This window comes from Nitrosomonas halophila, from assembly GCF_900107165.1.
Lineage (GTDB): Bacteria > Pseudomonadota > Gammaproteobacteria > Burkholderiales > Nitrosomonadaceae > Nitrosomonas > Nitrosomonas halophila.
This window is the reverse complement of the sequence record NZ_FNOY01000021.1, coordinates 1-24,368: the sequence shown is the minus strand read 5'-3', so window position 1 is coordinate 24,368 and position 24,368 is coordinate 1. Positions and strand designations below refer to the sequence as shown.

General features: G+C 54.0%; 15 protein-coding genes. 5 read left to right on the top strand and 10 right to left on the bottom strand.

The genetic code is table 11. The annotated features are described in order from the left end of the window. Positions 1-161: 161 nt before the first annotated feature. From BLV85_RS06835 to gltX, 4 genes are all read right to left on the bottom strand, one after another. The gene (locus tag BLV85_RS06835) at positions 162-1,388 is read right to left on the bottom strand and encodes a hypothetical protein (RefSeq protein ID WP_176973961.1); all 1,227 of its coding nucleotides are present in this window, start codon (positions 1,386-1,388) and stop codon (positions 162-164) included. 131 nt (positions 1,389-1,519) lie between these two features. Continuing rightward, positions 1,520-3,313 carry an SLC13 family permease gene (locus tag BLV85_RS06830; RefSeq protein ID WP_090413597.1) on the bottom strand — a complete coding sequence of 598 codons (1,794 nt, stop codon included), beginning with the start codon at positions 3,311-3,313 and terminating at the stop codon, positions 1,520-1,522. A 108-nt stretch (positions 3,314-3,421) separates the two neighbouring features. Continuing rightward, positions 3,422-7,135: a methionine synthase gene (gene metH / locus BLV85_RS06825; RefSeq protein ID WP_090413594.1), complete on the bottom strand. Its 3,714-nt coding sequence runs from the start codon at positions 7,133-7,135 to the stop codon at positions 3,422-3,424. Between the two features lie 574 nt (positions 7,136-7,709). Then, positions 7,710-9,101 (bottom strand): glutamate--tRNA ligase, encoded by a 1,392-nt coding sequence (gltX, locus tag BLV85_RS06820; RefSeq protein ID WP_090413592.1) that lies wholly within the window; start codon positions 9,099-9,101, stop codon positions 7,710-7,712. Positions 9,102-9,639: 538 nt separating this feature from the next. On the opposite strand from gltX, the gene BLV85_RS06815 reads away from it, so the two are divergent. The 5 genes from BLV85_RS06815 (at position 9,640) to mgtE (ending at position 15,929) form a co-directional block, all read left to right on the top strand. Further along, the gene (locus BLV85_RS06815; protein WP_176973960.1) at positions 9,640-11,496 is read left to right on the top strand and encodes a ribonuclease catalytic domain-containing protein; all 1,857 of its coding nucleotides are present in this window, start codon (positions 9,640-9,642) and stop codon (positions 11,494-11,496) included. A 24-nt stretch (positions 11,497-11,520) separates the two neighbouring features. Beyond that, positions 11,521-12,396, top strand: a complete 876-nt coding sequence (locus BLV85_RS06810; protein ID WP_245725114.1) for an energy transducer TonB — start codon at positions 11,521-11,523, stop codon at positions 12,394-12,396. A gap of 66 nt (positions 12,397-12,462) precedes the next feature. After that, positions 12,463-13,296: a shikimate dehydrogenase gene (gene aroE, locus BLV85_RS06805; protein WP_090413584.1), complete on the top strand. Its 834-nt coding sequence runs from the start codon at positions 12,463-12,465 to the stop codon at positions 13,294-13,296. After that, the gene (gene mtgA / locus BLV85_RS06800) at positions 13,293-14,027 is read left to right on the top strand and encodes a monofunctional biosynthetic peptidoglycan transglycosylase (RefSeq protein ID WP_090413581.1); all 735 of its coding nucleotides are present in this window, start codon (positions 13,293-13,295) and stop codon (positions 14,025-14,027) included. Before aroE ends, mtgA begins: the two co-directional genes overlap by 4 nt. A 465-nt stretch (positions 14,028-14,492) precedes the next feature. Further along, the gene (gene mgtE / locus BLV85_RS06795; RefSeq protein WP_090413580.1) at positions 14,493-15,929 is read left to right on the top strand and encodes a magnesium transporter; all 1,437 of its coding nucleotides are present in this window, start codon (positions 14,493-14,495) and stop codon (positions 15,927-15,929) included. A 54-nt stretch (positions 15,930-15,983) separates the two neighbouring features. Here mgtE and BLV85_RS06790 read toward each other — a convergent pair whose 3' ends face one another. The 6 genes from BLV85_RS06790 to BLV85_RS06765 form a co-directional block, all read right to left on the bottom strand. Further along, positions 15,984-17,102 (bottom strand): nucleotidyltransferase domain-containing protein, encoded by a 1,119-nt coding sequence (locus BLV85_RS06790; protein ID WP_090413578.1) that lies wholly within the window; start codon positions 17,100-17,102, stop codon positions 15,984-15,986. Further along, a complete protein-coding gene (locus BLV85_RS06785; RefSeq protein WP_090413576.1) occupies positions 17,095-18,000 on the bottom strand; it encodes an HprK-related kinase A in 906 nt (301 codons plus the stop codon). The genes BLV85_RS06790 and BLV85_RS06785 overlap by 8 nt, the downstream gene beginning before the upstream one ends. Then, positions 17,997-18,287, bottom strand: coding sequence for an HPr-rel-A system PqqD family peptide chaperone (locus BLV85_RS06780; RefSeq protein ID WP_090413573.1), 291 nt, complete (start codon positions 18,285-18,287; stop codon positions 17,997-17,999). The genes BLV85_RS06785 and BLV85_RS06780 overlap by 4 nt, the downstream gene beginning before the upstream one ends. Positions 18,288-18,467: 180 nt before the next feature. Then, positions 18,468-18,866, bottom strand: a complete 399-nt coding sequence (locus BLV85_RS06775) for a hypothetical protein (RefSeq protein ID WP_143032297.1) — start codon at positions 18,864-18,866, stop codon at positions 18,468-18,470. Between the two features lie 371 nt (positions 18,867-19,237). Then, positions 19,238-22,405 (bottom strand): efflux RND transporter permease subunit, encoded by a 3,168-nt coding sequence (locus BLV85_RS06770; protein WP_090413640.1) that lies wholly within the window; start codon positions 22,403-22,405, stop codon positions 19,238-19,240. A 92-nt stretch (positions 22,406-22,497) separates the two neighbouring features. Next, the gene (locus BLV85_RS06765; RefSeq protein WP_245725113.1) at positions 22,498-24,018 is read right to left on the bottom strand and encodes an efflux RND transporter periplasmic adaptor subunit; all 1,521 of its coding nucleotides are present in this window, start codon (positions 24,016-24,018) and stop codon (positions 22,498-22,500) included. Positions 24,019-24,368: the final 350 nt, after the last annotated feature.

The window sequence follows — 24,368 nt, the reverse complement described above, 5'->3', positions numbered from 1 at the left end:
CTGATTTTGCAGAGGATTGCAAGCCATTTCTAAAAATAATCCCGGAATCCGTGCAAATGGTAAATTGTAGCAAACAGTTCTATCCAGGGCGGACAAAACCAGGAGACGAGTCCGGCACGACGAACAAGCACCGGCCAAAGATAATCAATAGAAGCAGAAAATTAGTCCAGAATCCCAGAAGTAAGCTGCATGGTACGTATTCGATATACTGGCGTAGACTCTGTCCACGCCAGTATCAACCCTGCCCGGTTACGAACCAACTGCGGGATACCTGTGCCGCGCCCGGCACTGACAGGCACCAGTGGGATGACAGGCCCCGCCAAGCCGTCGGTTGTCAGCTTGCGTATGGCCAGCTGCGATTGTTGATGCTCGCGGTCGACTGCAGTCAACCATGCCACCAGCACTGCCTGCTGGTCCAGCCAAGCCAGACTGACCCGGCCTATCGGCTTATCGCTATCGACATCGATCGCCCTCGAAAAATGCTGGCCGGCATCACTGGAAAAAGCCACACGAATCCTCGGGCGATTACCTTGTGCAGTATACCATGCGGCCGCCACTTGATCGTCCTTGGCCGCCAAGGCAGGTCCATTTACCGGGCAGCCGTCAATCGACCAGCCTTCGCCTCCGAGTCTAGTAGGTGGCGTCCACCGACCCCCAATCATGCGAGCAGTGTAATGATCCCGGATTTGCCCTGCACGTCGCCCGCGCCAGGCAGCGACTGGTCCGGATGAGGTGGCAACGGCCGCAGTCCAGCAACAAGTGCAGGTGTCATCGTCGATCACCACCTCCGGTCCCAGCACCCCGTTGTCATTGAGTTGTGTGTAGCGCAATGCGAATTTGCCCGGCTGTGATTGTTTATAAGCTCGTCCATCCAGCCAGATGATGCCTGCGCCCCCTTCGACGGGAAAAATCGACACAAATCCGTGCTCGGCCGCAACATTATCTCGATGGGGCGTTTGGGGTTCGCTCCATGTCTGGCCGGCATCCCTGGAAAATGCCAGCTGTATATCGTAATCGTAACTGCGCCCACCAGGCGTCCTGACCAGCCAATGCGCCACCCAGAAAGTCTCGTCAATCACTGCCACGGAAGGAAAGTCCGCCCAATTAATGAACCAGTTCTGACCGCGCGCAACGACGCCCTGTCGAATCCAGTGTCCTTGCTCATACACGGCGTATTTCAGGACATGACCCTCTTCATCATCCTCGATCCAACTCAACAAAGTGGAACCATCCGCCAACGGTGCTAAGCGCGGCAGCCTTGCACCTATCCCGGCAGGATTATCCATAATCAGCGCGCCGTTGCCGGCATGGACCAGCGCATCACTACGAATCAAGACTAAGCAGGATAAGCCAGACACGAGCATCAGTACCTTCATCAGTCGCAGCATTGCCATACCTAATTTGAGTGATCCTGAAAAAATGGCAACTCATTATCACCCCAGAACAACGCGCTGGGAATGCGACAAATTGTCGCAGCCTCTTCTGCGGGATACCGACACAGCCGCCGGCCAATGTGATGTTAAGGCCCGGTCAGCGGCCAGAAGAATGGAATCAAGCAGGCTGCACCCAGTCCCAGCAGCACGTTGAGCGGCAATCCCAGACGCGCAAAATCACTGAATTTATAATTACCTGCGCTATACACGAGCGTATTGGTCTGATAGCCGATCGGTGTCGCAAAGCTCATGCTGGCGGAGAACATGACTCCCACCACGAAAGGCCGCGCATCGACGCCCATTTGTTGTGCAAGACCGATCACGACCGGCGTCATCAGCACAGCCACGGCATTGTTGCTTAACATCTCGGTCAATGCGGAAGTCAACAAGATCACCACCAGCAACATCCACCAAGGATCCAGCCCGACGCCCAGTAATAGCAGGCCACCTGCCACCATATCGGCCAGGCCCGACTCGCGCATGGCAATACTGATTGCCAGCATGCCGAAAATCATCACGATCAGTGGCCATTCGATCGCTTTATAGGCCTCGTCCGAACGAATACAGCCCGTCGCTAGCACCACCGCTACCCCTATGATTGCCAGCGCTTCGATCGGCATCACTTTAAAAGCAGCCAGCAACATGACACCCGCTATCACAGCCAGAGCAATGGGCGCCTTATGTTGACGAGGCGTTGTCACTTTGCCTTCTGTCAATGCAAACAAGTCCCCATTCTCACAAAACCGCCTGATCTGTGTCGCTGTGCCCTCTACCAGCAGCACATCGCCAAACTGCAACTGAAAGTCATCGACCACATCCCCAATACTGGCATCTTTACGATGCACCGCAATCAAATGAATGCCGTAGCGTGCCAGCAAATCCAGATCACGGATCGGCCGTTGCGTATAACGCGAACTTGAGCCCACGATCGCCTCGATGACAATTGCATCCTTGCGCCGCAATGTCTCAAGATCATGCCCCGCGTTACCCTGCAGTCCGACCAGGTCGGACGAGTGCAAATCCATCATGGCACTGCTTTTGCTGTGGACCACCAGCCGATCGCCAACCTGCAGACGGGTGTCGGCCAGCGGAGAGGAAATAATCTCATCGCCACGAAACAACTTGAGCACGGATACACCCGCCTGCCCCAGTTTGGCTTCAGCCAGAGTTTTTCCCGCCAGCCTCGAGTTCTCGGGCACAAACAGTTCGGTCATGAAGGCCCGGTCGCTCACCCCGATAAACTGCTGGGCCAGCGTTTCGCGCACAGGCAGCACTTTGGGCGCAAAAAAGTAAATGAACAGACACCCCAGTAAGCCGAGAAAGGCGGCTGGCACGGTAATTTCAAAAACACCGAAGGCGGCCAACCCCATATCGCGCGCGACACCATCGACCAGAATATTGGTCGAAGTCCCGACCATAGTCATCATGCCGCCCAGGATCGTTGCATAAGAAAGCGGAATCAGAAAACGAGAAGGCGCTGCCTGCAACCTTGTGGCCATCGTAATGATGGCAGGCATCATTACCATCACGACTGGCGTGTTGTTGATGAAGGGAGAAACCAGCAGCGCCGTGAGCATGATGATGGCCAGCAGCTTCTGCTCACTCTTTCCTGCCGCTCCGCCTATCCACTGCACGAGTTTACTCACACAACCCGTCTTCTCAAGCGCCGCGCTGATGATAAACAGTCCTGCAATCGTAATCGGCGCACTGTTGCTGAAAACACTCAGCACCTGGCCGCTGTCCAGCAGGCCCAGTATCAGCATTGCCGCCACTGCAAGAATCACTGCGATATCCGGCTTGGTCCATTCCCGCACAAAAGTCAGCAAAAGAAACAGAATAACCAGCCCCACCAGCAGTGGATTTATCCATTCAGCCGTCAAATTTACCTCTCAAATCATATAGTCAAGTTGGTTTCGTTCTCGACAAATTACACCCGTAATCTCCAGTTGGATGGGCAGCAGCATGACCACCCACCGGGAAGCACGGGATTAACGCTCGTAAGCCAGCGCCGGCGCCAGCCATCTTTCTGCTTCTTCCAACGTCCACCCTTTTCGTTTTGCATAATCCTCGACTTGATCCTTACCGATTTTTCCTACCGCAAAATAGGAGGATGCCGGATGTGCGAAATAAAAACCGGACACTGCGGCAGTCGGCACCATTGCGTAAGACTCTGTCACAATGATACCGGTCCGTTTCTCCGCTTCGAGCAACGCGAACAGTGGCCCCTTCTCGGTATGGTCGGGACATGCAGGATAACCCGGCGCCGGACGGATGCCCTGATATTGTTCATTAATCAGCTGGTCGTTCCCGAGATTCTCCGTGCTCGCATATCCCCAGAATTCACGGCGGACACGGGCATGCATATGCTCGGCGAAGGCCTCTGCCAGCCGGTCAGCCAGCGCCTTCAATATGATGGCGCTGTAATCATCATGCGCAGCTTCGAAAGCCTGCACCCGTTCGTCGATACCGAAACCGGCGCTGACCGCGAACAGGCCGATCGTATCCGCAACCCCCGTCTCGCGCGGAGCGATGAAATCAGCCAGCGCCAGATTGGGCCGTCCGGCTGGTTTGACCGTCTGCTGACGGAGTGTGTGATATGTCATCAAGACTTGACTGCGATGCCGGTCAGCATAGATCTCAATGTCATCCTGGTTGACCGTATTGGCGGGGAAGAGGCCGATCACGGCATTGGCTGACAACCATTTTTGCTCGATAATCTTCTTGAGCATGGCCTGGGCATCTCGGAAAAGATTGCTGGCCGCCTCACCGACAATCTCGTCCTGCAAGATCGCCGGGTAGCGCCCCGAAAGCTCCCATGCCTGAAAAAAAGGTGTCCAGTCAATATAGGGCACCAATGTTTCCAATGGATAATTATTGAGGGTCCGCAGCCCCAGAAAGCTCGGCTCCAGGGGCGTGTATGCTTGCCAGTCGGTTTTGAAGGCGTTGGCCCTGGCTTCCTCAAGCGTCAATAATTTGGAAGGCCCTTTCTTGTTTTTATGTTGCGCGCGGTTTTTCTCCTGCTCGGCTTTGACTTGCCGAATATAGTCGGCATGAAGATCTTCAGACATCAGGTTGCTGCATACACCCACCGCGCGGCTGGCATCAGGCACCCATACCGTCACGCCACTGTAGTGCGGTGAAATTTTGACAGCCGTATGCACGCGCGAGGTGGTCGCCCCGCCAATCAGCAGCGGCATGGTAAACCCTTCGCGCTCCATTTCCTTGGCGACATGCGCCATTTCCTCCAGAGACGGAGTAATCAGTCCTGACAGGCCGATAATATCGGCTTTTTCCTGGCGCGCGGTTTCCAGAATCTGTGCACTGGGCACCATGACCCCCATATTAACGACTTCGAAATTATTGCATTGCAGGACCACCGCCACGATATTCTTGCCGATATCATGCACGTCACCCTTGACCGTGGCCACCACGATCTTGCCTTTGGGCTTGTTATCCCCGGAGATTTTTTTCTCAGCTTCGATATACGGCAACAGATAAGCCACCGCCTGCTTCATCACGCGCGCGGACTTGACCACCTGCGGCAAAAACATTTTGCCCGCCCCGAACAAATCACCCACGACATTCATGCCATCCATGAGCGGCCCTTCGATGACTTCAATCGGCTTGCCGCCCTGCTGCTCGATTTCCTGCCGAATGAGCTCGGTATCCTCAACGATATGGCTACTGATACCCTTGACCAATGCATGCGTCAAACGCTGACGCACCGGTTCCTCACGCCAGGCAAGATCCTCGACCTGCTCTTTTTTCTGTCCTTTGAAATGTTCCGCAAATTCCACTAGCCGTTCGGTCGCATCAGGCCGCCGATTCAACAGCACATCTTCAACATGCTCCAATAAATCTGCAGGAATGTCTGAGTAGACGCCCAGTTGCCCGGCATTGACAATACCCATGGTCATGCCAGCCTGGACAGCGTGATATAAAAACGCGGTGTGTATCGCTTCACGAATCGGCTCATTGCCACGAAACGAAAATGAGACATTGGACACGCCACCGCTAATCTTGGCATATGGCAACGTCTTCTTGATAATCTTGATCGCCTGAATAAAATCGAGCGCGTAGTTATTGTGCTCTTCGATACCGGTGGCAATAGCAAAAATATTGGGATCGAAAATAATATCCTCTGGCGCAAAATCGGCTTGTTCGGTCAGCAGCTGATAGCTGCGTGTGCAAATCTCCACTTTACGCTGCTGGGTATCGGCCTGCCCGCTCTCATCGAAGGCCATGACAATCACTGCTGCCCCGTAACGGCGCGCCAGCCTGGCATGGTGCAGAAACTCTGCCTCGCCTTCCTTGAGGCTAATGGAATTGATAATCGCCTTACCTTGCACGCATTTGAGGCCGGCCTCGATCACCGTCCATTTACTGGAATCCAGCATGATCGGCACCCGGCTGATATCCGGCTCGGCGGCAACCAGATTGAGAAAGGTCACCATCGCTTTCTGCGAATCGAGCATCGCTTCATCCATATTGATATCGATGATCTGCGCCCCGTTTTCCACCTGACTGCGCGCAATGGCCAGCGCTTCGGCGTAATTGTCATTGAGAATCAGGCGTGCGAAGGCTTTGGAACCGGTCACATTGGTACGTTCCCCGACGTTCACAAACAGCGAATCTTCGTCGATATTGAGTGGCTCCAGTCCGGACAACCTCAGTTTCTTGGGCAAATCCGGCAGCTTGCGGGGCGGCACACCATCTATGGCCTGTGCAATGGCAGCGATATGTGACGGCGTTGTCCCGCAGCATCCGCCCACGATATTGACAAACCCTGATTGCGCGAAATCCTTGATCAAACGCGCGGTATATTCGGGCGTTTCATCGTAACCTGTCTCCGCCAGTGGATTCGGTAACCCCGCATTGGGATGCGCGCTGGTATACACTTCGGCCACATTCGACATCTCCTCGACATAAGGACGCATCAATTCCGCGCCCAACGCGCAGTTGATTCCGACCGACAGGGGTTGCACGTGGCGCACTGAATTCCAGAAAGCTTCCGGCGTCTGCCCGGAAAGATTGCGTCCCGATGCATCGGTAATCGTGACCGAAATCATCACCGGCAGATAAATGCCATGGGTCTCAAAATATTGATCGATGGCGAACAATGCTGCCTTGGCATTGAGGGTATCAAATATGGTCTCGACCAACAGAATATCCACCCCGCCATCGACCAGACCACGCACCGATTCGGAATAGCTGTCGACCAGCTCGTCAAAAGTAATTGCACGGAAGCCGGGATCATTGACATCGGGTGAAATGGAGGCCGTTTTGGTGGTCGGGCCGATCACCCCGGCCACAAAGCGGGGTTGACCGGGCGATCGGCTCTCCATCGCCTGGGCCTCTTCAAATGCCAAACGCGCACCAGTCAGATTGAGCTCATAGACCAGATCCTGCATGTGGTAATCGGCCATCGACGGCGCATTGGAATTGAAGGTATTGGTCTCGATGATATCCGACCCGGCTTCGAGATAGGCGCGATGAATCGAACGGATCACGTCCGGTCTGGTGAGCGTCAGCAAATCGTTATTGCCCTTGAGATCGTGCGGAAAATCCGCAAAACGCTCCCCCCGGTAATCCGACTCACTGAGCTTGTGGCTCTGGATCATCGTCCCCATCGCGCCATCCAGCAAGAGAATCCGCTCAGCAAGCAATTGTTTAAGCAAAGCCGTACGTTCATGCATTGTCATAAAAAACCCTTTAATTTAGCTTTCTCAGCCGGAGACTGGCCGGCACGCGCAGACTGTGGGCGCTGATCAAGACATCATGCTCCACCGGGATATGTCTATTGCCAGCTATCGCCAGACAACCCTGGATCTGCCAGATCGTGAGTCTTCACTGCATCCAGCACACTTGCAAGCCAGCATAAGCAATTTCTGCACAGGGTGAATTTATGTTGTTGACGCTTGATGGATTGTTAGCCGAGAAATGTAGGTTTAAAAATTGTATTCAAATGTAACGTTAATCAGAAGCCATGATAGACAGGATCTGGTTCTGGAGAAAACGGCTGGAAATGCTCGAACGCCTTCCAGCCAAAGCGGTATCGAATTCCCGGGTACGGCATGCCACCCGGCGTACTGGGCGGTGATCGCTCCATTTTTCACGCCGCTCACCCTAACAACCTCAGCTGGATAAGATTTAGCGGTAGATTGGCTTTTATTCTGGCAAGACGCAATACGGCATCATGACATTTGAATGAGTCTTTTTGCTTCATGCTTTCAGTCCTTTCCGCTAACGGTCAACCGGGGTTTTCAGGTTTACATATCACTCAGGGAAGTTGTTGAGTTGCTGACGCATGCGATTCAGCGTCTCTTCTCTCCCAAGTAGTTCCAGGACCGCATCAATGGCGGGTGTCTGCGCTTCGCCGGTCACCATTACGCGCAGCGGCATGGCCAGATTTGGAAATTTCAGGCCATGTTGAGCAACGGTTTCCTTGATCTCACCATGAATGACCTCCCGCTTCCATTCAATCGCGGCAAATTGACCGATTAAATGCTGCAGTACCGGATAAATCCCAGCCTTGAAATGGCGTGATCTAAGTTCTTCGGTAGGCTCGATTGGTCGGAAAAAATAAACCGCTGCATCAGCCAATTCCTCGATGGTGCTCACGCGCTCTTTCAATAAATGCATAATCCTGGCTAAATCAAGGTCACCCGCCGAATCGCATCCTCTTGCTTTCAGAAAAGGCATGACCAATTCCGCCAAACGCACATCATCTGCCACTTTAATATATTGCTGATTCAGCCAGCCCAGTTTTTCCGGATTGAATTTTGCAGGCGAATGATTAATTGCAGCCAGATCAAACCAATCTATCAACTGTGCACGACTGAAGATTTCCTCGTCTCCATGTGACCAGCCCAAACGCGCCAGATAATTGATCAGCGCTTCCGGCAAATAGCCTTGATCGCGGTAATGCGTCACAGAAACCGCTCCATGCCGTTTGGAAAGGCGCTCACCATCGGCCCCTAGGATCATTGGCACATGTGCATATTCAGGAATGGACGCACCCAGCGCTTTCAGGATATTGACCTGCCGGGGCGTATTATTGACATGATCATCACCCCGGATGACATGCGTAATACCCATATCCAGATCGTCGAGCACCACACCAAAATTATAGGTCGGCGTGCCGTCGCTTCTCACCAGCACCAAATCATCCAGCTCGTGATTGGCCACAGCGACTTTCCCCTTGACCAGATCATTGAACACCACATGCCCTTCCCGAGGTGTTTTCAAACGAATCACCGGCTTGACCCCTGCTGGAGGAGACTGTTTGCTGTCACGCCAGCGCCCGTCATAACGGGGTTTGAGGCCAGCCGCGCGCTGCTGTTCCCGCAAGATATCGAGTTCTTCCTTGCTGGCATAGCAGTAATAGGCGAGATTATGCTGCAGAAGTTGTTCAGCGACTTCCTGATAGCGGTTCAGGCGCTGCATTTGATAATAGGGCCCTTCATCATAATCGAGACCGAGCCAGGCCATCCCATCGAGAATGGCTTGTACAGATTGCTGGCTGGAACGTTCAAGATCGGTATCCTCTATTCTCAGAATGAATTTTCCACCCTGGTTGCGGGCGTATGCCCAGGAAAATAGGGCGGTACGTGCACCGCCAATATGAAGATAGCCAGTGGGACTGGGAGCAAAACGCGTTCTTACCATCAGCTTAGAATGAGATTGGAGTTTAGAAAAATGCAGTAGAGTAGTTTACTTAATTCAGGAGGCGCTGATCATTGTTCCATGGAAACTGCCATGCGAAAAAGACATCATTGAAATAGACGACAAAGCCATTCATAATTGGGGTATTCGCTTCAGAAGCACATTTCGCCCCTATCATCCGTTTGTTTCCGTCCAACATAGCCGTCACCTACTCTCAATGTTCTGGCAATCTATCTCGAGGCTGCGCCCTGCCTCGATGTCGGTCAGGCAGGACCACTCTGCACCTGCAAACAGCTTACGCCTTTTTGCCATTATGGATTATTTTGTCTCATGACCATTATGTTAACATGAACGGCAGAATTTCTTTTCACTCCTCCGCGCGCAGGGGTGAATTCGACATGTTTCAGCCACTGTAATTGACCTTGCGAACAACGCCACTCCCGCTATGATCTATCTATTGAATCAAACTCGCGTCAGCATCATATGATTAACACAATGACTCACATAACTGCATTTCTAGCCTGCCCCGGGGATTGATCTGGTGAATGTTTTTTATGAAGAAGCCGGAGGCTTCAAGGTTGGCGGCATACTTGCCGACAACACGACCTCGCTACAAATTGAAGCCATGCATGGCAAGCGTTCGAAAATCAAAGCGGCCGCAGTGCTGCTGCGCTTTGAAACGCCGTCTCTGTGCGAATTCATGCAGCAGGCACAAGAGATCGTCGATGACTTGGATGTAGATTTCCTCTGGGAATGTTGCGAGGAAAATCAGGAATTTACTGGCGCCGATCTGGCGACCGAATATTTTGGCCGCACGCCCAGCCCTGTGGAAATCGCTGCCATCATGATGCTGCTGAACGGCCACCCGATCTATTTCCACAGAAAGGGGCATGGCCGCTACAAGGCCGCGCCACCGGAAATCTTGCAGGCGGCGCTGGCCAGCCAGGAAAAAAAACGCTTGGCTGCAGAAAAACAGGCAGGCTATGTGGAGCAATTAACGACCTTCAAGCTTCCCGATGCATTCAAGCCGCTCGTGAACGATCTGCTTTACCGGCCCGACAAAAATACCATTGAATGGAAAGCGCTCGAGTCAGCCTGCAATGCTACCAAATTGAGTGCACCCAAACTGCTGAAGGAATGCGGCGCAATTCCGTCAGCCCATGATTATCATTTCAATCAGTTCGTGTATGAGCACTTCCCGGAAGGGACCGCATTTGATCCGCATGCTGCAGATTTCATCAGAACCGACCTGGAAGATTTACCGTTGGCAGACGTCACGGCATTCAGTATCGATGATGCAGCCACCACTGAAATCGACGACGCGTTCTCAGTCACCCCGCTGAGCTACGGCAGTTTCCGGATCGGCATCCATATCGCTGCACCCGCATTGGGCATCACGCCGGGATCCCCTCTCGACCAAGCAGCTGCCAGACGTTTATCGACGGTCTATCTGCCCGGTCATAAAATCACCATGCTGCCCGAGGAAGTGATTCAGCATTACACATTGGGGGAATCACGCCACTGCCCAGTGCTTTCGCTTTATCTCAATGTTGCAGATGATTTTACCGTCACCGAGACGTTCAGCAAGATCGAAACCATCCAGGTATCCACCAATTTGCGCCACGATACCCTCGAACAGCATTTCAACGAGGACACGCTCAGGGACAACCAACTGGATTATCCCTTTGCCCATGAACTCCGGCTGCTCTGGAATTTTGCCTGCAAAATGGAAAAACTGCGCGGCAAGGAACAGGATAGCAACAGCGATAAAGTCGATTACAGTTTTGTTGTCGAGCAAGATCATGTCATGATTTTCGAACGCCGCCGTGGCGCACCCATCGACAGAGTGGTGTCGGAACTGATGATTTTCGCAAATGCCGAATGGGGCAAACAGCTTGCGAATGCGGGGCTCGCGGGCATTTATCGCAGCCAGGGTAACGGCAAGGTCCGAATGAGCCTCTCTCCCGCACCGCATCAAGGCCTGGGCGTATCGCAATATGCCTGGAGCAGCTCGCCCATGCGCCGTTATGTCGATCTCATCAACCAGCGTCAGCTGATCGCGTTTGTATCCGAAACGCCTCCCCCCTACACCCGGGACAGCGATGCGATATTAGTCGCCATGCGGGATTTCGAATTGGCTTACGCAACTTATGCGGAGTTTCAGCGCGGCATGGAGCGTTATTGGTGCCTGCGCTGGCTATTGCAGGAAAACATCCACATCGCTGATGCTGTTGTCATCAAGGAAAATCTGGTTAAATTTGATCGCTTGCCATTGACAATCCGGGTTCCCTCACTACCGGACCTAGCACCCGGGACAGCAGTCACATTAGAAATTTCACAAATCGATTTAATCGAGCGCTCGTTGAATGCCATGTTTCGCGGTAAAAGTGAAAATTGATGCCCCATGTTGCATACGGATATTGTGAATGATTCAGCTCGGCAGCATCGCAGGATTTATATTGCACTGCTGCTGTCCCTGATACTCCATGCATTTGTCCTGCTGAGCGTATCGTTCAAGCTTTCCGAGCCAACATCCACCAAGGTAGCCAAATCGATAGATGTGATTCTGGTGAATAGCCGATCCGGGCCCAAACCGGTTGACACCCATGTGTTGGCCCAGGCCAACCTCGACGGAGGCGGCAACGTTGATGAGGACCGGCATGCCAAAACGCCGCTTCCGGTCTTGCCCGGCGTCAAGCCGGAGATCGAGCTCGCCGAGGCCGAGCAGAAAACCCGGCTGTTGGAAAAAGAAGTCAAGAAGCTGTTGACAGCGGCTGAAAACGCAACCGCTGTTGTGCAAACACCCCCTCAGTCCAAACCTGTGCAAGCACAACCCACCAGCCCGGATAAAGATGTCGATTTGCTGCAACGCAGTCGCGAAATTGCTCGCCTGGAAGCACAAATCGCCAAGGAGCACGAAGCTTACCAAAAGCGTCCCAAGCGCAAATTTATTGGCGCGCGCACGCGCGAATATCGTTTTGCCCGCTATCTGGAGGACTGGCGCCTCAAAGTCGAGCGCATCGGCAACCTGAATTACCCGGAAGCCGCCAGGAAAGAGAAGCTTTACGGCAGTCTGCAACTGACGGTAGGCATCCGTTCTGACGGCAGCCTGGAATCGATAGGCATCGACCGCTCGTCAGGCATACAAATACTGGATGATGCGGCCATCCGGATTGTCAGGCTCGCTGCACGCAATGGCTTCGCCCCCTTTCCTCCGGACATTAAGCGCGATACCGATATTTTGCATATTACCCGCACCTGGGTCTTTTCGCGGGCAGACAAGCTATTGAGCAAATGAACCGGTCCAGCCGCCAGATCCCCATGCATTTTGTATATTCCGACATGTCCAGCTGAGGCCATCAGAATGACTGATACTTACGCCGTCATCGGCAACCCCATCAAACACAGCCAATCGCCCTTCATTCAGCATGAATTTGCACGTCAAACCGGCCAGATCATGCGCTATGAAGCCATCCTGGCAGCGCTGGATAGCTTTGCTCAAACAGTCAAAACCTTTCAGCAGCGAGGCGGAAAAGGTATGAACATCACTGTCCCTTTCAAGCTGGAGGCCTATGCACTGGCCACTCAACTGACCGATCGCGCCCAAGCCGCGCAAGCTGTCAACACTTTCAAATTTGGGGCAAACGGCACGATTCTGGGCGACAATACCGATGGCGCCGGATTAGTCCATGATATCGAATTCAACCTTGGCATTCCGATCGCGGATAAGCGTATCTTGCTGATGGGTGCAGGCGGCGCCGCCCATGGCGCTATTTTGCCGCTACTTCAGCAACACCCCGCGTTACTGGCAATTGCCAATCGCACCCCCGCCAAGGCACTCGCGCTACAACAGCAATTTGCTGGTCACAGCAGCATTGCGGCCGGCCATTACCAGGATTTTGCCGGAACGGATTTCGATATCCTGATCAACGCCACCTCAGCCAGTCTGCAAGATAAGCTGCCCCCCCTGCCAGCGGGATTGTTTAAAACCACTGCGCTCGCTTACGACATGCTTTACAGTAGCAAGCTCACCCCGTTTCTGATATTTGCCCAGGCCCAAGGGGCTCAGCACTTGGCAGATGGAACAGGTATGCTGGTCGAACAGGCAGCCGAGTCCTTTTTCCTGTGGCGCGGCATCCGTCCAAAAACGCAAACAGTTATCAAGCAGCTCCGGGACAAGTTGCACCATGCCTCGTGAGTGCTGCAAAGGTCCCCCGCCCGTCCGCGCACCGTTCAGGCTGGCTCAGCCGATGGCTGCTGCGATTAGTGCTATTTCTGCTGGCGGGCATTCTGCTCTACCAAGTCTGGTTCCTGCTGCATATTGTTTACTGGCGTACCCATAATCCCGTTTCTAGCGCTTTCATGGAGAATCGGCTGGCTGTTCTGCGTCAACAGAATCCTGATGCCGGGTTGCGTCATCAGTGGGTGACCTACGCACAGATTTCGGATCATCTCAAACGCGCGGTGATCGCATCCGAAGACGGCCGGTTTCTGCAACACCAGGGATTTGATTTCGATGCCATCCAAACTGCCTGGAAAAAAAACCTCAAACAACGCAAATGGGCGGCCGGTGGCTCGACCATCAGTCAGCAGCTAGCCAAAAATCTGTTTCTATCGGATAAAAAAACGCTATGGCGCAAACTCCAGGAAGCGATCATCACCCTCATGCTGGAGAAATTGCTTTCAAAACAGAGGATCCTGGAAATCTACCTGAATGTTATTGAATGGGGAGAAGGCGTATTCGGAGCCGGTGCCGCTGCGCAGCACTACTTCGGAATTCCGGCCGCATCTCTTACCACCAGACAGGCAGCCTGGCTCGCGTCAATGATACCCAACCCACGTTACTACGATGCCCACCGCAACGCGCCGAAACTACTCGGCAAAACGCGCATCATTCTGGCGCGCATGCCTGCTGCCAAGGTTCCGTGATAGAATATTTTCGCGTAAACCACCAGATTCTCTGTTGCTGGTGTTCTGTACGCTCTTGGCTAGCTGCCATATGGCATCAGCTTCCAGGAGGCTATCCGAGAATAGCGATCGTAGCAGGGCGAAGCTGACTGAGCGGGATTTTTCGATCATTTGAGGTGAATAGTGGTTCTATTCAACGAAAAGGATCGAAAAATCCAGCCTGGCATGGCAGGTTCGTCCGCGGTAGATCAGTCTATTCTCGGACAGCCTCCTAGCCTGACAAGCAATAATAGTGAAGCGCGCTGGATCATGCGACAAGAGCACAACAACAAGATCTGCCGCATGGATGCCAGGGCACAAATTCCCTGGATGTAAATCTCGCCATCCGGCACACGCAGCAGCATCTATACCGACGCGCCCGGTACAAGCATCACAGCGCATGCTTTCTCCACTGGCCCCTAATCTCGACGACTACTGGTTTCTGTCATGACAGCAGAAAATTACGAAAACGAAAACCTGGAAGACAAACTGCAAAAAGTCATTTACTTGCTGCACAAATACAAGCTGGTAGACGGATTAGTGCGCCTGCAAGATACGCCTCGCCCGGATTTGGTTGAATCCGTCATACAAAAACAGAATCTCGCCAGTTTGCAGAACATGCTTGACAAGCTGCACCCTGCCGATATTGCGTATATTCTGGAAGCGCTCCCACTCGATGATCGCTTGATTATTTGGGGACTGGTCAAGGCAGAGCATGACGGGGAAGTCTTGCTCGAAGTCTCCGACGCGGTCCGCCAAACACTGATCGAGGACATGAATAGCAAGGAACTGGTTGCTGCGGCGGAACAGCTCGATGCCGACGAAATTGCCGATCTCGCACCGGATCTGCCCAGCTATGTCATGGAGGACGTGTTCCGCTCGCTGCCCATGGAGGAGCGCGAGCATTTGCGGGCCGCCATGTCCTATCCCGAGGATGCAGTCGGCGCATTGATGGATTTCGATGTCATCACCGTGCGCGAGGATGTGCGCATAGAGGTCGTGTTGCGCTATCTGCGCCGGCTGGGCGAGCTCCCCGATCACACCGATCAATTGTTCGTGGTGGATCGCGACGAACACCTGAAGGGCGTTTTGCTGCTAAACCAGTTATTGGTCAGTGATCCGGAGACGGCCGTGGTTGAGGTCATGAAACGGGAAATGGTCAAGTTTCACCCCGATGACAAAGCCGAACAAGCCACACAGGCCTTTGAACGCTATGATCTGGTATCGGCTTCGGTGGTCACGCCCGATGGCAAGCTCCTGGGCCGGGTCACGGTCAACGCAGTCATTGATTTTATGCGTGAACGCGCTGATTATGAAGCCCGGAACCAAGCCGGCCTGAGTGAAGAAGAAGACCTGTTCGCCCCGATCTGGAAAAGCGTCCAGAACCGCTGGGCATGGCTTGCCATTAACCTGGTGACAGCATTCATCGCGTCGCGTGTGATCGGTCTGTTTGAGGATTCGATAGAAAAACTGGTGGCTTTGGCCGCATTAATGCCCATCGTCGCCGGGGTTGGTGGCAATTCGGGCAATCAAACGATCACCATGATCGTGCGCGCCATTGCGCTGGGCCAAGTCAATCAGGACAGCACCTTCAAATTAATCACCAAGGAAATCGGTGTCAGCATCGTCAATGGCATCGTTTGGGGAAGCGTCATTGGGTTTATTGCCTATATCATTTACCAGAATGCACAGCTGGGCCTGGTTCTGGCGCTGGCCATGCTGCTGAACCTCCTGCTGGCGGCGCTGGTTGGCGTGCTCATCCCATTGGTACGCAAGCAGCTCGGGCGCGATCCCGCTCTCGGTTCGAGCGTCATGATTACCGCGGTAACGGACAGCGGCGGTTTCTTCATCTTCCTGGGACTGGCAACATTGTTTCTGCTGTAAGGGCTCGTTAATGAATAACTTGGGCATACGCTCTGCGCTCGGACATGTTGGCATTCACTGGTTTGCCTGTCGGCTCTCTACAGGCTTGCCCGGGAAAATCGACAAATAAAATTTGTAGGCAAGATGCGGCAACAGCACAGAGAGCGGCATGCGCAGCCAATGGCTGCGCCAATAAAGCCACAAGCGGGCAAGGCCAGCACGCCTTGAAGGCTTGTCCGGATCCAGAGGCAGCAAAGCCAGCGGCACACAAGCACGCATCACTCGGCGCGCCAGTCTGCCCGGACGCTGATGCAACTTTTCTTCCAGTCCCGCCGGCAGCGTGGCTTGAAAAAGCAAGCGGCTGAAATAAAGGCCATAAAACAGCGGCCGCCCCAGACCGAGTTGGTTGGCGCGGTCCACCAGCCTTTGCCAGAACAGCGGCTGTCCGTTGCCAAAAAACTGTAACATTTCGTGAAAATCCAGCAAATGCCGCAGATCATCCAGCAACTCGTTGTTCTGGAATAGATTGAGCGCACAATGCAAGGTCATATCTTCCGGGCATAGCACATACCACCCGCCTTCCACCGGAACGGCCTTCTGCCTGAAATCGGCAGCATTCAGTTTAAGCTTGCCCAGAGGCGAAACCAGCGTATGGTGGATATCCACCTCGGTTTCCCGCTCCCGGTGCACAAAGGCGGGCAGCTCATGGCTCCACTCACGATAATAACGCTCGTCATAGGCCGTCAGATTTTGATGATGTCGCCAGCCTTTCTGTAGCAAGGTGGCTTCGATTCCAGGCAGACTGTCCTTGGGTGCCAACAGATCCACATCTGCGAACAGCCTGCCACGGGCGATCGGCAAATCCGCCAGCAGGTAGGCCATGCCCTTGAGCACGATGAGGGAAGACGCATCATCCTGCAGCGCCAACTGGACACGATTCAACTCCCAGCGCGCCAGTTGCTGGAATTTCCGGGCCCGGATCAAAGCGGAGCGTATCAGATTGGCTGCACGCGCCGGAATCACCTCCAGCAAATTGTGTTCGTCAAGTCTGACTGCCAGGTAGCCGAGCAGCTTCACACGCCGGGCCAGCCGCAGCAGCAGCTCCCATTCCTCGATACTATAAGCGGCGAGCGCCCGAGGATCACGCAGGGCTGCCAGCAGCAGTTGATGGTGAGCGGAGAAATACTCAGTCATCGGTCAGCCGGTCGAGTGCTGCCAGGGCACTGTCGAAATCGGAATACACCAGCCGGCGGCACTCACAGTTACGCACCAAGTGGGCAACGGCATCGAACGCGCTTTCCCCCAGCATCTCGTAATTGAAGGCATTGCTCGCCAGCAGCAGAAATGCTTCGGAACGAGGCAGCGATTCCAGCTGCAGCGCGGCATTGGGCACCCATTTCGGAAACACGATCCAGCGCGCACGCGCGGGCTCATGCATGCGTGCAATACTTTCTTCAGGCGGGCGCACATGCGCGACTGTGCCTTTTTGTGTGCCGTGAATTTCCGGCCCCAATACCGCTTCCGGCAGAAATTTGCGAATGGCATCGATGGCCTGATTTTTGAGCGGCATCAGCCGGGGAATCGGCATGAATTGCGCGGATTGCGGCGCCATCAACCCAAATTCATCGGAAAACAGGCGGTAACCACGATGCATCAACGCCGCGCATAACGTCGTCTTGCCACTTCCGGGCCAGGCTGGCAGGAGCAGGACATGGCCGTTGCGTTCCACTGCCGCGGAGTGAAACAGCAGCAGATGATTGATACGCAGGGCGATGGCCAGATTGATTCCCCATTCCAGGGTCGGCAATGCGTGCGCGGCCGGCGCGGGAGGAAACGGCGCCTGATTGTCAACCAGGAATCGAATCAAAGGTGTGAGCGGACGCCGCAGGGAATGTTTGGGCACCACCTGGGCATGAAACTCGGCCAACTCACCGTCCGCCAGCGGATACCATGCATACAAGGCATGAAGGTTCTTGGCCAGTGACTTGAGTTGGGTCTGAATACGGATATTGAATGGGCCGATTCCTACCCGCAATCCCTCGCCAGCCAATCTGGCCCGGAATTGTCCGAAGGAAAGTTCACCGATCCTCACAAAGGCGTTTTCCAAGTACGGGCGATCAGTCCCAACGCCTCATAACGCTGCAAGGTGACAGCAATTTGTTGCCGGAAATGTGTATTGGCCTGCATGGAAAAAGATTCAGCCAGTTTCATGCAAATGGTATCAAGTGTTAGCGGCGCCTGGTCAAGCAAGACCAGGATTTGTAAGCCCATTGCATTCAGAAAATGCGTTTTTCCAGAGGCTGGCTGGAAAACGGTATACTCCTGATCCCAATTTTCTATTCGCAATGAGGAAAAAAGGACCGAATACCAGTGATTCATAGTGCCAGAACTCCCATTCCGGATTCATTAGACCTTCTATATTCTTTGCAGCAAAGTCAGTACAACCAGGAATCAAGAAGAGTGCATTTACTTAAACTCCATATGCTTTAATTCAACTCAGGTTGCTTTATCCGACTTAAGTCTCAAGCTACGAATATTTTTTGTTCACAAGCATACTGATTAGAGATCAGTAGAAAACCCTCTGCCTTGGAGTGAATTATAAGCGCTAACGGAGATCAGTATTCCGCTCCTCGGCTCATCCAGGGTTCCAAGGCATTCCTCAACATTCTCTACAAGCTCTAATTGAGGAGAATCGCCTAAATCATATTTACCTGACGGATCCAGATCAGCATTATGCGCACAGATATATTGATCACCAATTTTCGCAGTTTCGCTATCCACTGCTGCCCCAACAAGATTACTCGTCCGTGCCAGCGCCGCACCACTATGCAGCGTCATGATAACTGGAACCGCGACCGTGCCTTTCAGTAATTTTCTTCGAATCGGCTGGGGGGTGTTGTGGATCTGGTCATTGGCCAAACTCTGATCTGATGGTTCCTGCATTTTCTTGTCTGACATGTCTGTCACCTCTCGCGCAAAACTTCGGGGAAAATGGAAGTTCATTAGTATAACAACCTGCTACAAAAGCGAAATAGTTTTCATAGCACCTGCTTAATAGGCAAGCATGATCCATGCCAATCCCAATAAAAAGGTTTTATATCCGTAAAAACATGAAGATAAGGAACCAGCCTTCCTTATGCCAGACCATCCGCCACAAAAAGTGTAAAAAGTCTCGACATTCTTCGTGGCCGGTGTGCCTGACGGATCCAGGCAGAGGTAACAAGTCGCTATTGTACGCGCAGCCTTATCCATGGCGAACAGCGAATTCAGGCTGAATACCCCTGCTATTCCACAGGGTCGACACGCCAAACTGTTCCTGAAAAACACACTCACTTCCTGACTCCTGCCCGATAAGCCATATGATACAGCACCGGCAAAACCAGCAAGGTCAATGCCAGCGAAGAAAAAACGCCGCCGATCACCACCGTGGCCAGCGGGCGCTGTACTTCTGCGCCCACCCCAGTTGCCAGCGCCATCGGAACAAAACCGATTGCATCGGTCAGCGCGGTCATCAGCACCGGGCGCAGCCGTGTCAGCGCACCCGTCTGCACCGCCTCTGTCAACGCAACGCCCTGCTGGCGCAATTCACGAATGAACAAAAGCATGACCAGCCCGTTCAATACCGCTATCCCTGACAAGGCAATGAATCCAACCCCGGCGGAAATGGATAGCGGAATATCGCGCATCCACAAGGCCAATACCCCTCCCGTCAATGCAAACGGCACACCGGTAAATACCAGCAACCCGTCCCGGAAATTGCCGAACATGCTATAGAGCAGAATAAAAATCAGCCCCAGTGAAATGGGCACAACTATTTGCAACCGCTGCGCGGCTGAGAGCATTTGCTCGAACTGGCCGCCCCAGGTCATCCAGTAGCCCGGGGGGATTTGCATACTTTTATCTATCAGGCCCTGAGCTTCCTTGACGAAGGAGCCAAGATCCCGCCCGCGCACATTAGCGGTCACCACCACGCGTCGCTTGCCATTTTCCCGGCTAACCTGGTTGGGGCCCTGAACAATCTCCAGCCGCGCAACCTCCCCCAGCGTGACAAAAGCAGTCAACCCGGTTTGCGCCAGCTGGCCAACCCCGATCACCTCTGACCTTTCGACCTGGACCGGCAAACCGATCGGCAAATGCTTGAGAGTCTCGATATCGGCCCGCAGCGACTCGGGTAGCCGCACCTGCAATTCAAAACGGCGATCCCCTTCAAAAATCAGGCCGGCATGCTTGCCGGCGACAGCAATAGATACCGCGTCCTGCACATCGGCAACATTCAAGCCATAGCGCGCGATACTGGCGCGGTCGACATCAATCGACAATACCGGCAAGCCCATCACCTGCTCGACCTTCACGTCGGCCGCGCCCGGCACAGCCGCAAGCAGCGACTCGACACGAGTTCCCAAGGCAAGCAACTGATCAAGATCATCGCCGAATATTTTGACGGCCACATCGGCGCGCACCCCGGCGATCAGTTCATTGAAACGCATCTCGATCGGTTGCGTGAATTCATAATTATTGCCCGGCACCTGCAGAACCGCCTGCTCCATCGCCTGGATCAGCGCATCCTTGGTGCGATACTGGCCGTTCCATTCTGCCTGCGGCTTCAGCATGATAAAAATATCCGCCACACTGGGCGGCATGGGATCGGTTGCGATTTCCGCGGTGCCAATCTTGGAAAAAACGCGCTCCACTTCGGGAAAGGACTGGATGGTCTTCTCGAGCTCGTTCTGCATGGCAATCGCAGTCGAAAGACTGGTGCCTGGAATGCGGATCGCGTGCAAGGCAATATCCCCTTCATTCAGGCTGGGAATAAATTCACTGCCGAGACGCGTCGCCAATAACGCTGACAGTACGATTGCAACTAGCGCAACGGTAATGGTCAGTCCCTGGTTGCGCATCACCCTTTCGAGCATGGGCTGATAACCGCGTTTGCAGCACACGACAATCCAGCTTTCCCGCTCGGACACCTTTCCGGTCAGGAAAAGCGCAAGCGCTGCCGGCACGAATGTCACCGACAAAATCATCGCACCCAGCAATGCGATCACGACAGTGAATGCCATGGGATGAAACATTTTGCCCTCGACACCGCCAAGGGCGAAAATTGGCAGATAAACAATCATGATGATGATCTGCCCATAGATCAGCGCACGCCGCGTCTGCCGGGTTGCCGTGAACACCAGCGCCAGCCTTTCTGCCCGTTTCAGGCTGCGTCCCAGCCGGGCTTGCGCCTGTGCTAGATGGCGAATGCTGTTTTCGACAATCACGATCGCGCCATCGACGATAATGCCGAAATCGAGCGCCCCCAAACTCATCAGATTTGCACTGACCTGGTTGGCGACCATGCCGCTAAACGTAAACAGCATCGATAATGGAATCACGAGTGCGGCGATAACCGCTGCCCGGATATTGCCCAGAAACAAAAACAGCACGACAATCACCAACGCGGCGCCTTCGATCAGATTGAAGCTGACCGTACGGATCGTGCCATCCACCAGTTTGGTCCGGTCATAAACCGGCCTGGCGACAACGCCGGCCGGCAGCGTGCGATTGACTTCCGCCAGTTTCTCGGCAACCGCGCGCGCGACGGTCCGGCTGTTCTCTCCGACCAGCATATGGACCGTACCCAGCACGACCTCATCGCCATTCTGGGTGGCCGCACCCGTGCGCAACTCCTTGCCAATCAGGACCTCGGCCAGATCCCTGATATGCAGCGGCGTTCCCTGCCTGCTGCCTAGCGTGATCTCGCCAATCTCTTCGAGATTGGCAACCTGCCCCGGCAGGCGCACCAGATACTGCTCACCCCTTTTTTCAATATAGCCCGCGCCGAGATTGACATTGTTACGCTCCAATGCGGTAACGATATGCTGTAGCGTAATCCCGTAGGCGATCAGTTTTTCCGGATGAGGCGTCACATGAAATTGCTTGACATACCCCCCCACGGTATTGACCTCGGTCACGCCTGTGACCATGCGCAATTGCGGGCGGACGATCCAGTCCTGGATCTCACGCAAATCGGTCGGTGTATAGGCCGTGCCATCCGGCTTGCGCGCCCCCTCCAGGCTTTCGATTGTCCACATGAAAATTTCACCAAGACCGGTAGAAATCGGTCCCATTTCCGGCTCGATACCGGGTGGCAAGCGGCCTTTCGCTTCCTGGATGCGCTGGCTGACCAATTGACGGGCGAAATATACGTCGACCGCATCCCGGAACACCACCGTCACCTGGGATAGCCCGTAACGCGACAACGATCGGGTATAGTCGAGCCCGGGCAATCCGGCCATGATCGTCTCAAGTGGAAAAGTGATCCGCTGCTCAACTTCTATCGGCGAGTAGCCTGGCGCGGCCGTATTGATTTGTACCTGGACATTGGTAATATCCGGCACTGCATCGATCGGCAGTCTTTGATAATTGTAGACCCCCAGCCAAGCCATCGCCAGCACTGCCAACAGCACCAATCCACGATGCTCGATTGTCGCTTGTAAAATGCGCTCAAACATGCGCGCCAGACCCAGTCCGCGAACAGCCCCAGCGCAATGAACCGCTGCACCATGATGCAGCTGGCAGGGACAGGCCGCTGCAATTTGTTGCTTCAATGGTCATGCGCCACCCCCGCCTTGACCAGCTCCGCCTTGATAATAAAACTGTTGCTCACCGCATAGCGCTCGCCCGCGGACAACCCCGAGATCACCTCGACCATCTGTCCATCGCTGCGTCCCAGTTTCAGTGGACGCATTTCAAAGAACTCGCCATAACGGCCAAATACCACCAATTGATCCTCTATTCTTTGCAGGGCAGCCAATGGCACTGCCAGCGGCACTGCGATGTCCTCATCCAGCAAGTCTGCCTTGACAAACATGCCAGGCCGCCACGCCTGGTCGTGATTATCGAGCTCCACGCGAGCGGTGGCAGTGCGCGTCAGCTCATCGAGCAGCGTTGTGATATAGATCACTTTTCCTGCGCGCACGAGTTGATGCGCGTCAGCGTGAACAATAGCGCGCTGTCCCACGTGGATCCGGTGCAGATCCCTGGGAAAAACTCTGATGGCCGCCCAGATCGTAGATACATCCGCGACAATAAAGACGGTTTTGTCCGCCTTCACCGCTTCGCCCGTGACCACTGCCTTATCGATGACAATGCCGCCGATCGGAGAGCGAATTTCGTAGCGCGCCAAATTCTTGCCGGACAAACCGGATTCCGGTCTGACGCCGAGCGCCTGCAAACGCTCGGCAGCTAGCTGCGACTCGATCCGAGCTTCTTCCCATTGCTGTTTTGCGACCAGGTAATCCTGCTTGGCGGTTATTTTTTCCTGCCACAGTTGCTTTTCCCGGTCGTGGACCGTCTGTGCCAATGCCAGGCGCTGGCGGGCAACCAGATACTGACTGCGCAAATCGGCCAGCATGGCGCTTTCCATGATAGCCAGCACTTCGCCTTTTTTAACCGCCTGTCCATGATGGCGCTCGACCGCCACGACCATGCCCGGCAATCGCGGCACAACATGCACAATCGTATGCTCGTTGAAAATGATTTCACCTGGCAAGGTGACGCGGGGCTGAATGACAGCAGACCCTGCGGCTGCCAATTCAATGCCATTGCCATGCATCGATTCATCGCCCATCTGCACTCGCCCTTCAACCTGACTGTAACCCCAGCGATAACTTGTATCCTGCCATTCGGCAGTGATAACCAACTCAAACGAGTGCGGTTCTTCGACTTCGTCATCACTGATCAAATAATTGTCTTCGGGTCTGAAAGCGTAGAGTTTCGCCGGCTGACCAAGCCGCATCAGCGCAATCGTCACTTGCATGTCGGCAGGCGGCAATGGCTGGCCCTGATGATAGGGATAGAGCCTGAAATGTGGATAAGCAGCCGTTTCATGGATAATCAGCTCAAGGCCGATATCATCCTGCACAAACAGCCTCCCGCCCTGCGGGCCCGCCATTGCTGCAGAACCATCCTCCTCACCGAATTGCGGTCGCTCAGCAGTACCCGGTAAATCAGATTCATTCCAGGAAATGATCCAGACCCCCAGCAGGACACCGACCATGATGGTTGCCAGAATCGGCAGGCTGCGCCTGACGTTCATCCCCGCAACCTCGACAGAGTCTGTCATGACACGAGGCGCCCGCACTCTACTGGCATGCAGCGCAGCCTGTGCCCCAAAAATCCATGCGGATTGGCTTGCAGCCGATTCACTTTAAATATGAAACTCGATTTGTGCATGTGTTTGATGAAAATACGATATGCCTCTATACAATTTACAGCAGGATGTATGAAGCCCGGGACGAGCTCTCGTCAGCGCCATGGCTGCTGCCGCAATACTACCTGCAGGGTGCATTGCAGGCGCCGGGATATCGCTGCATGTTATTTTATTAGTCCGAAGTAAGGTTAAAACCACCGCCTTTAAGGCGGTAAGATTTATCTTTTAAAATTTTGGACGTACCATGATGCTAAAAGTAGGGG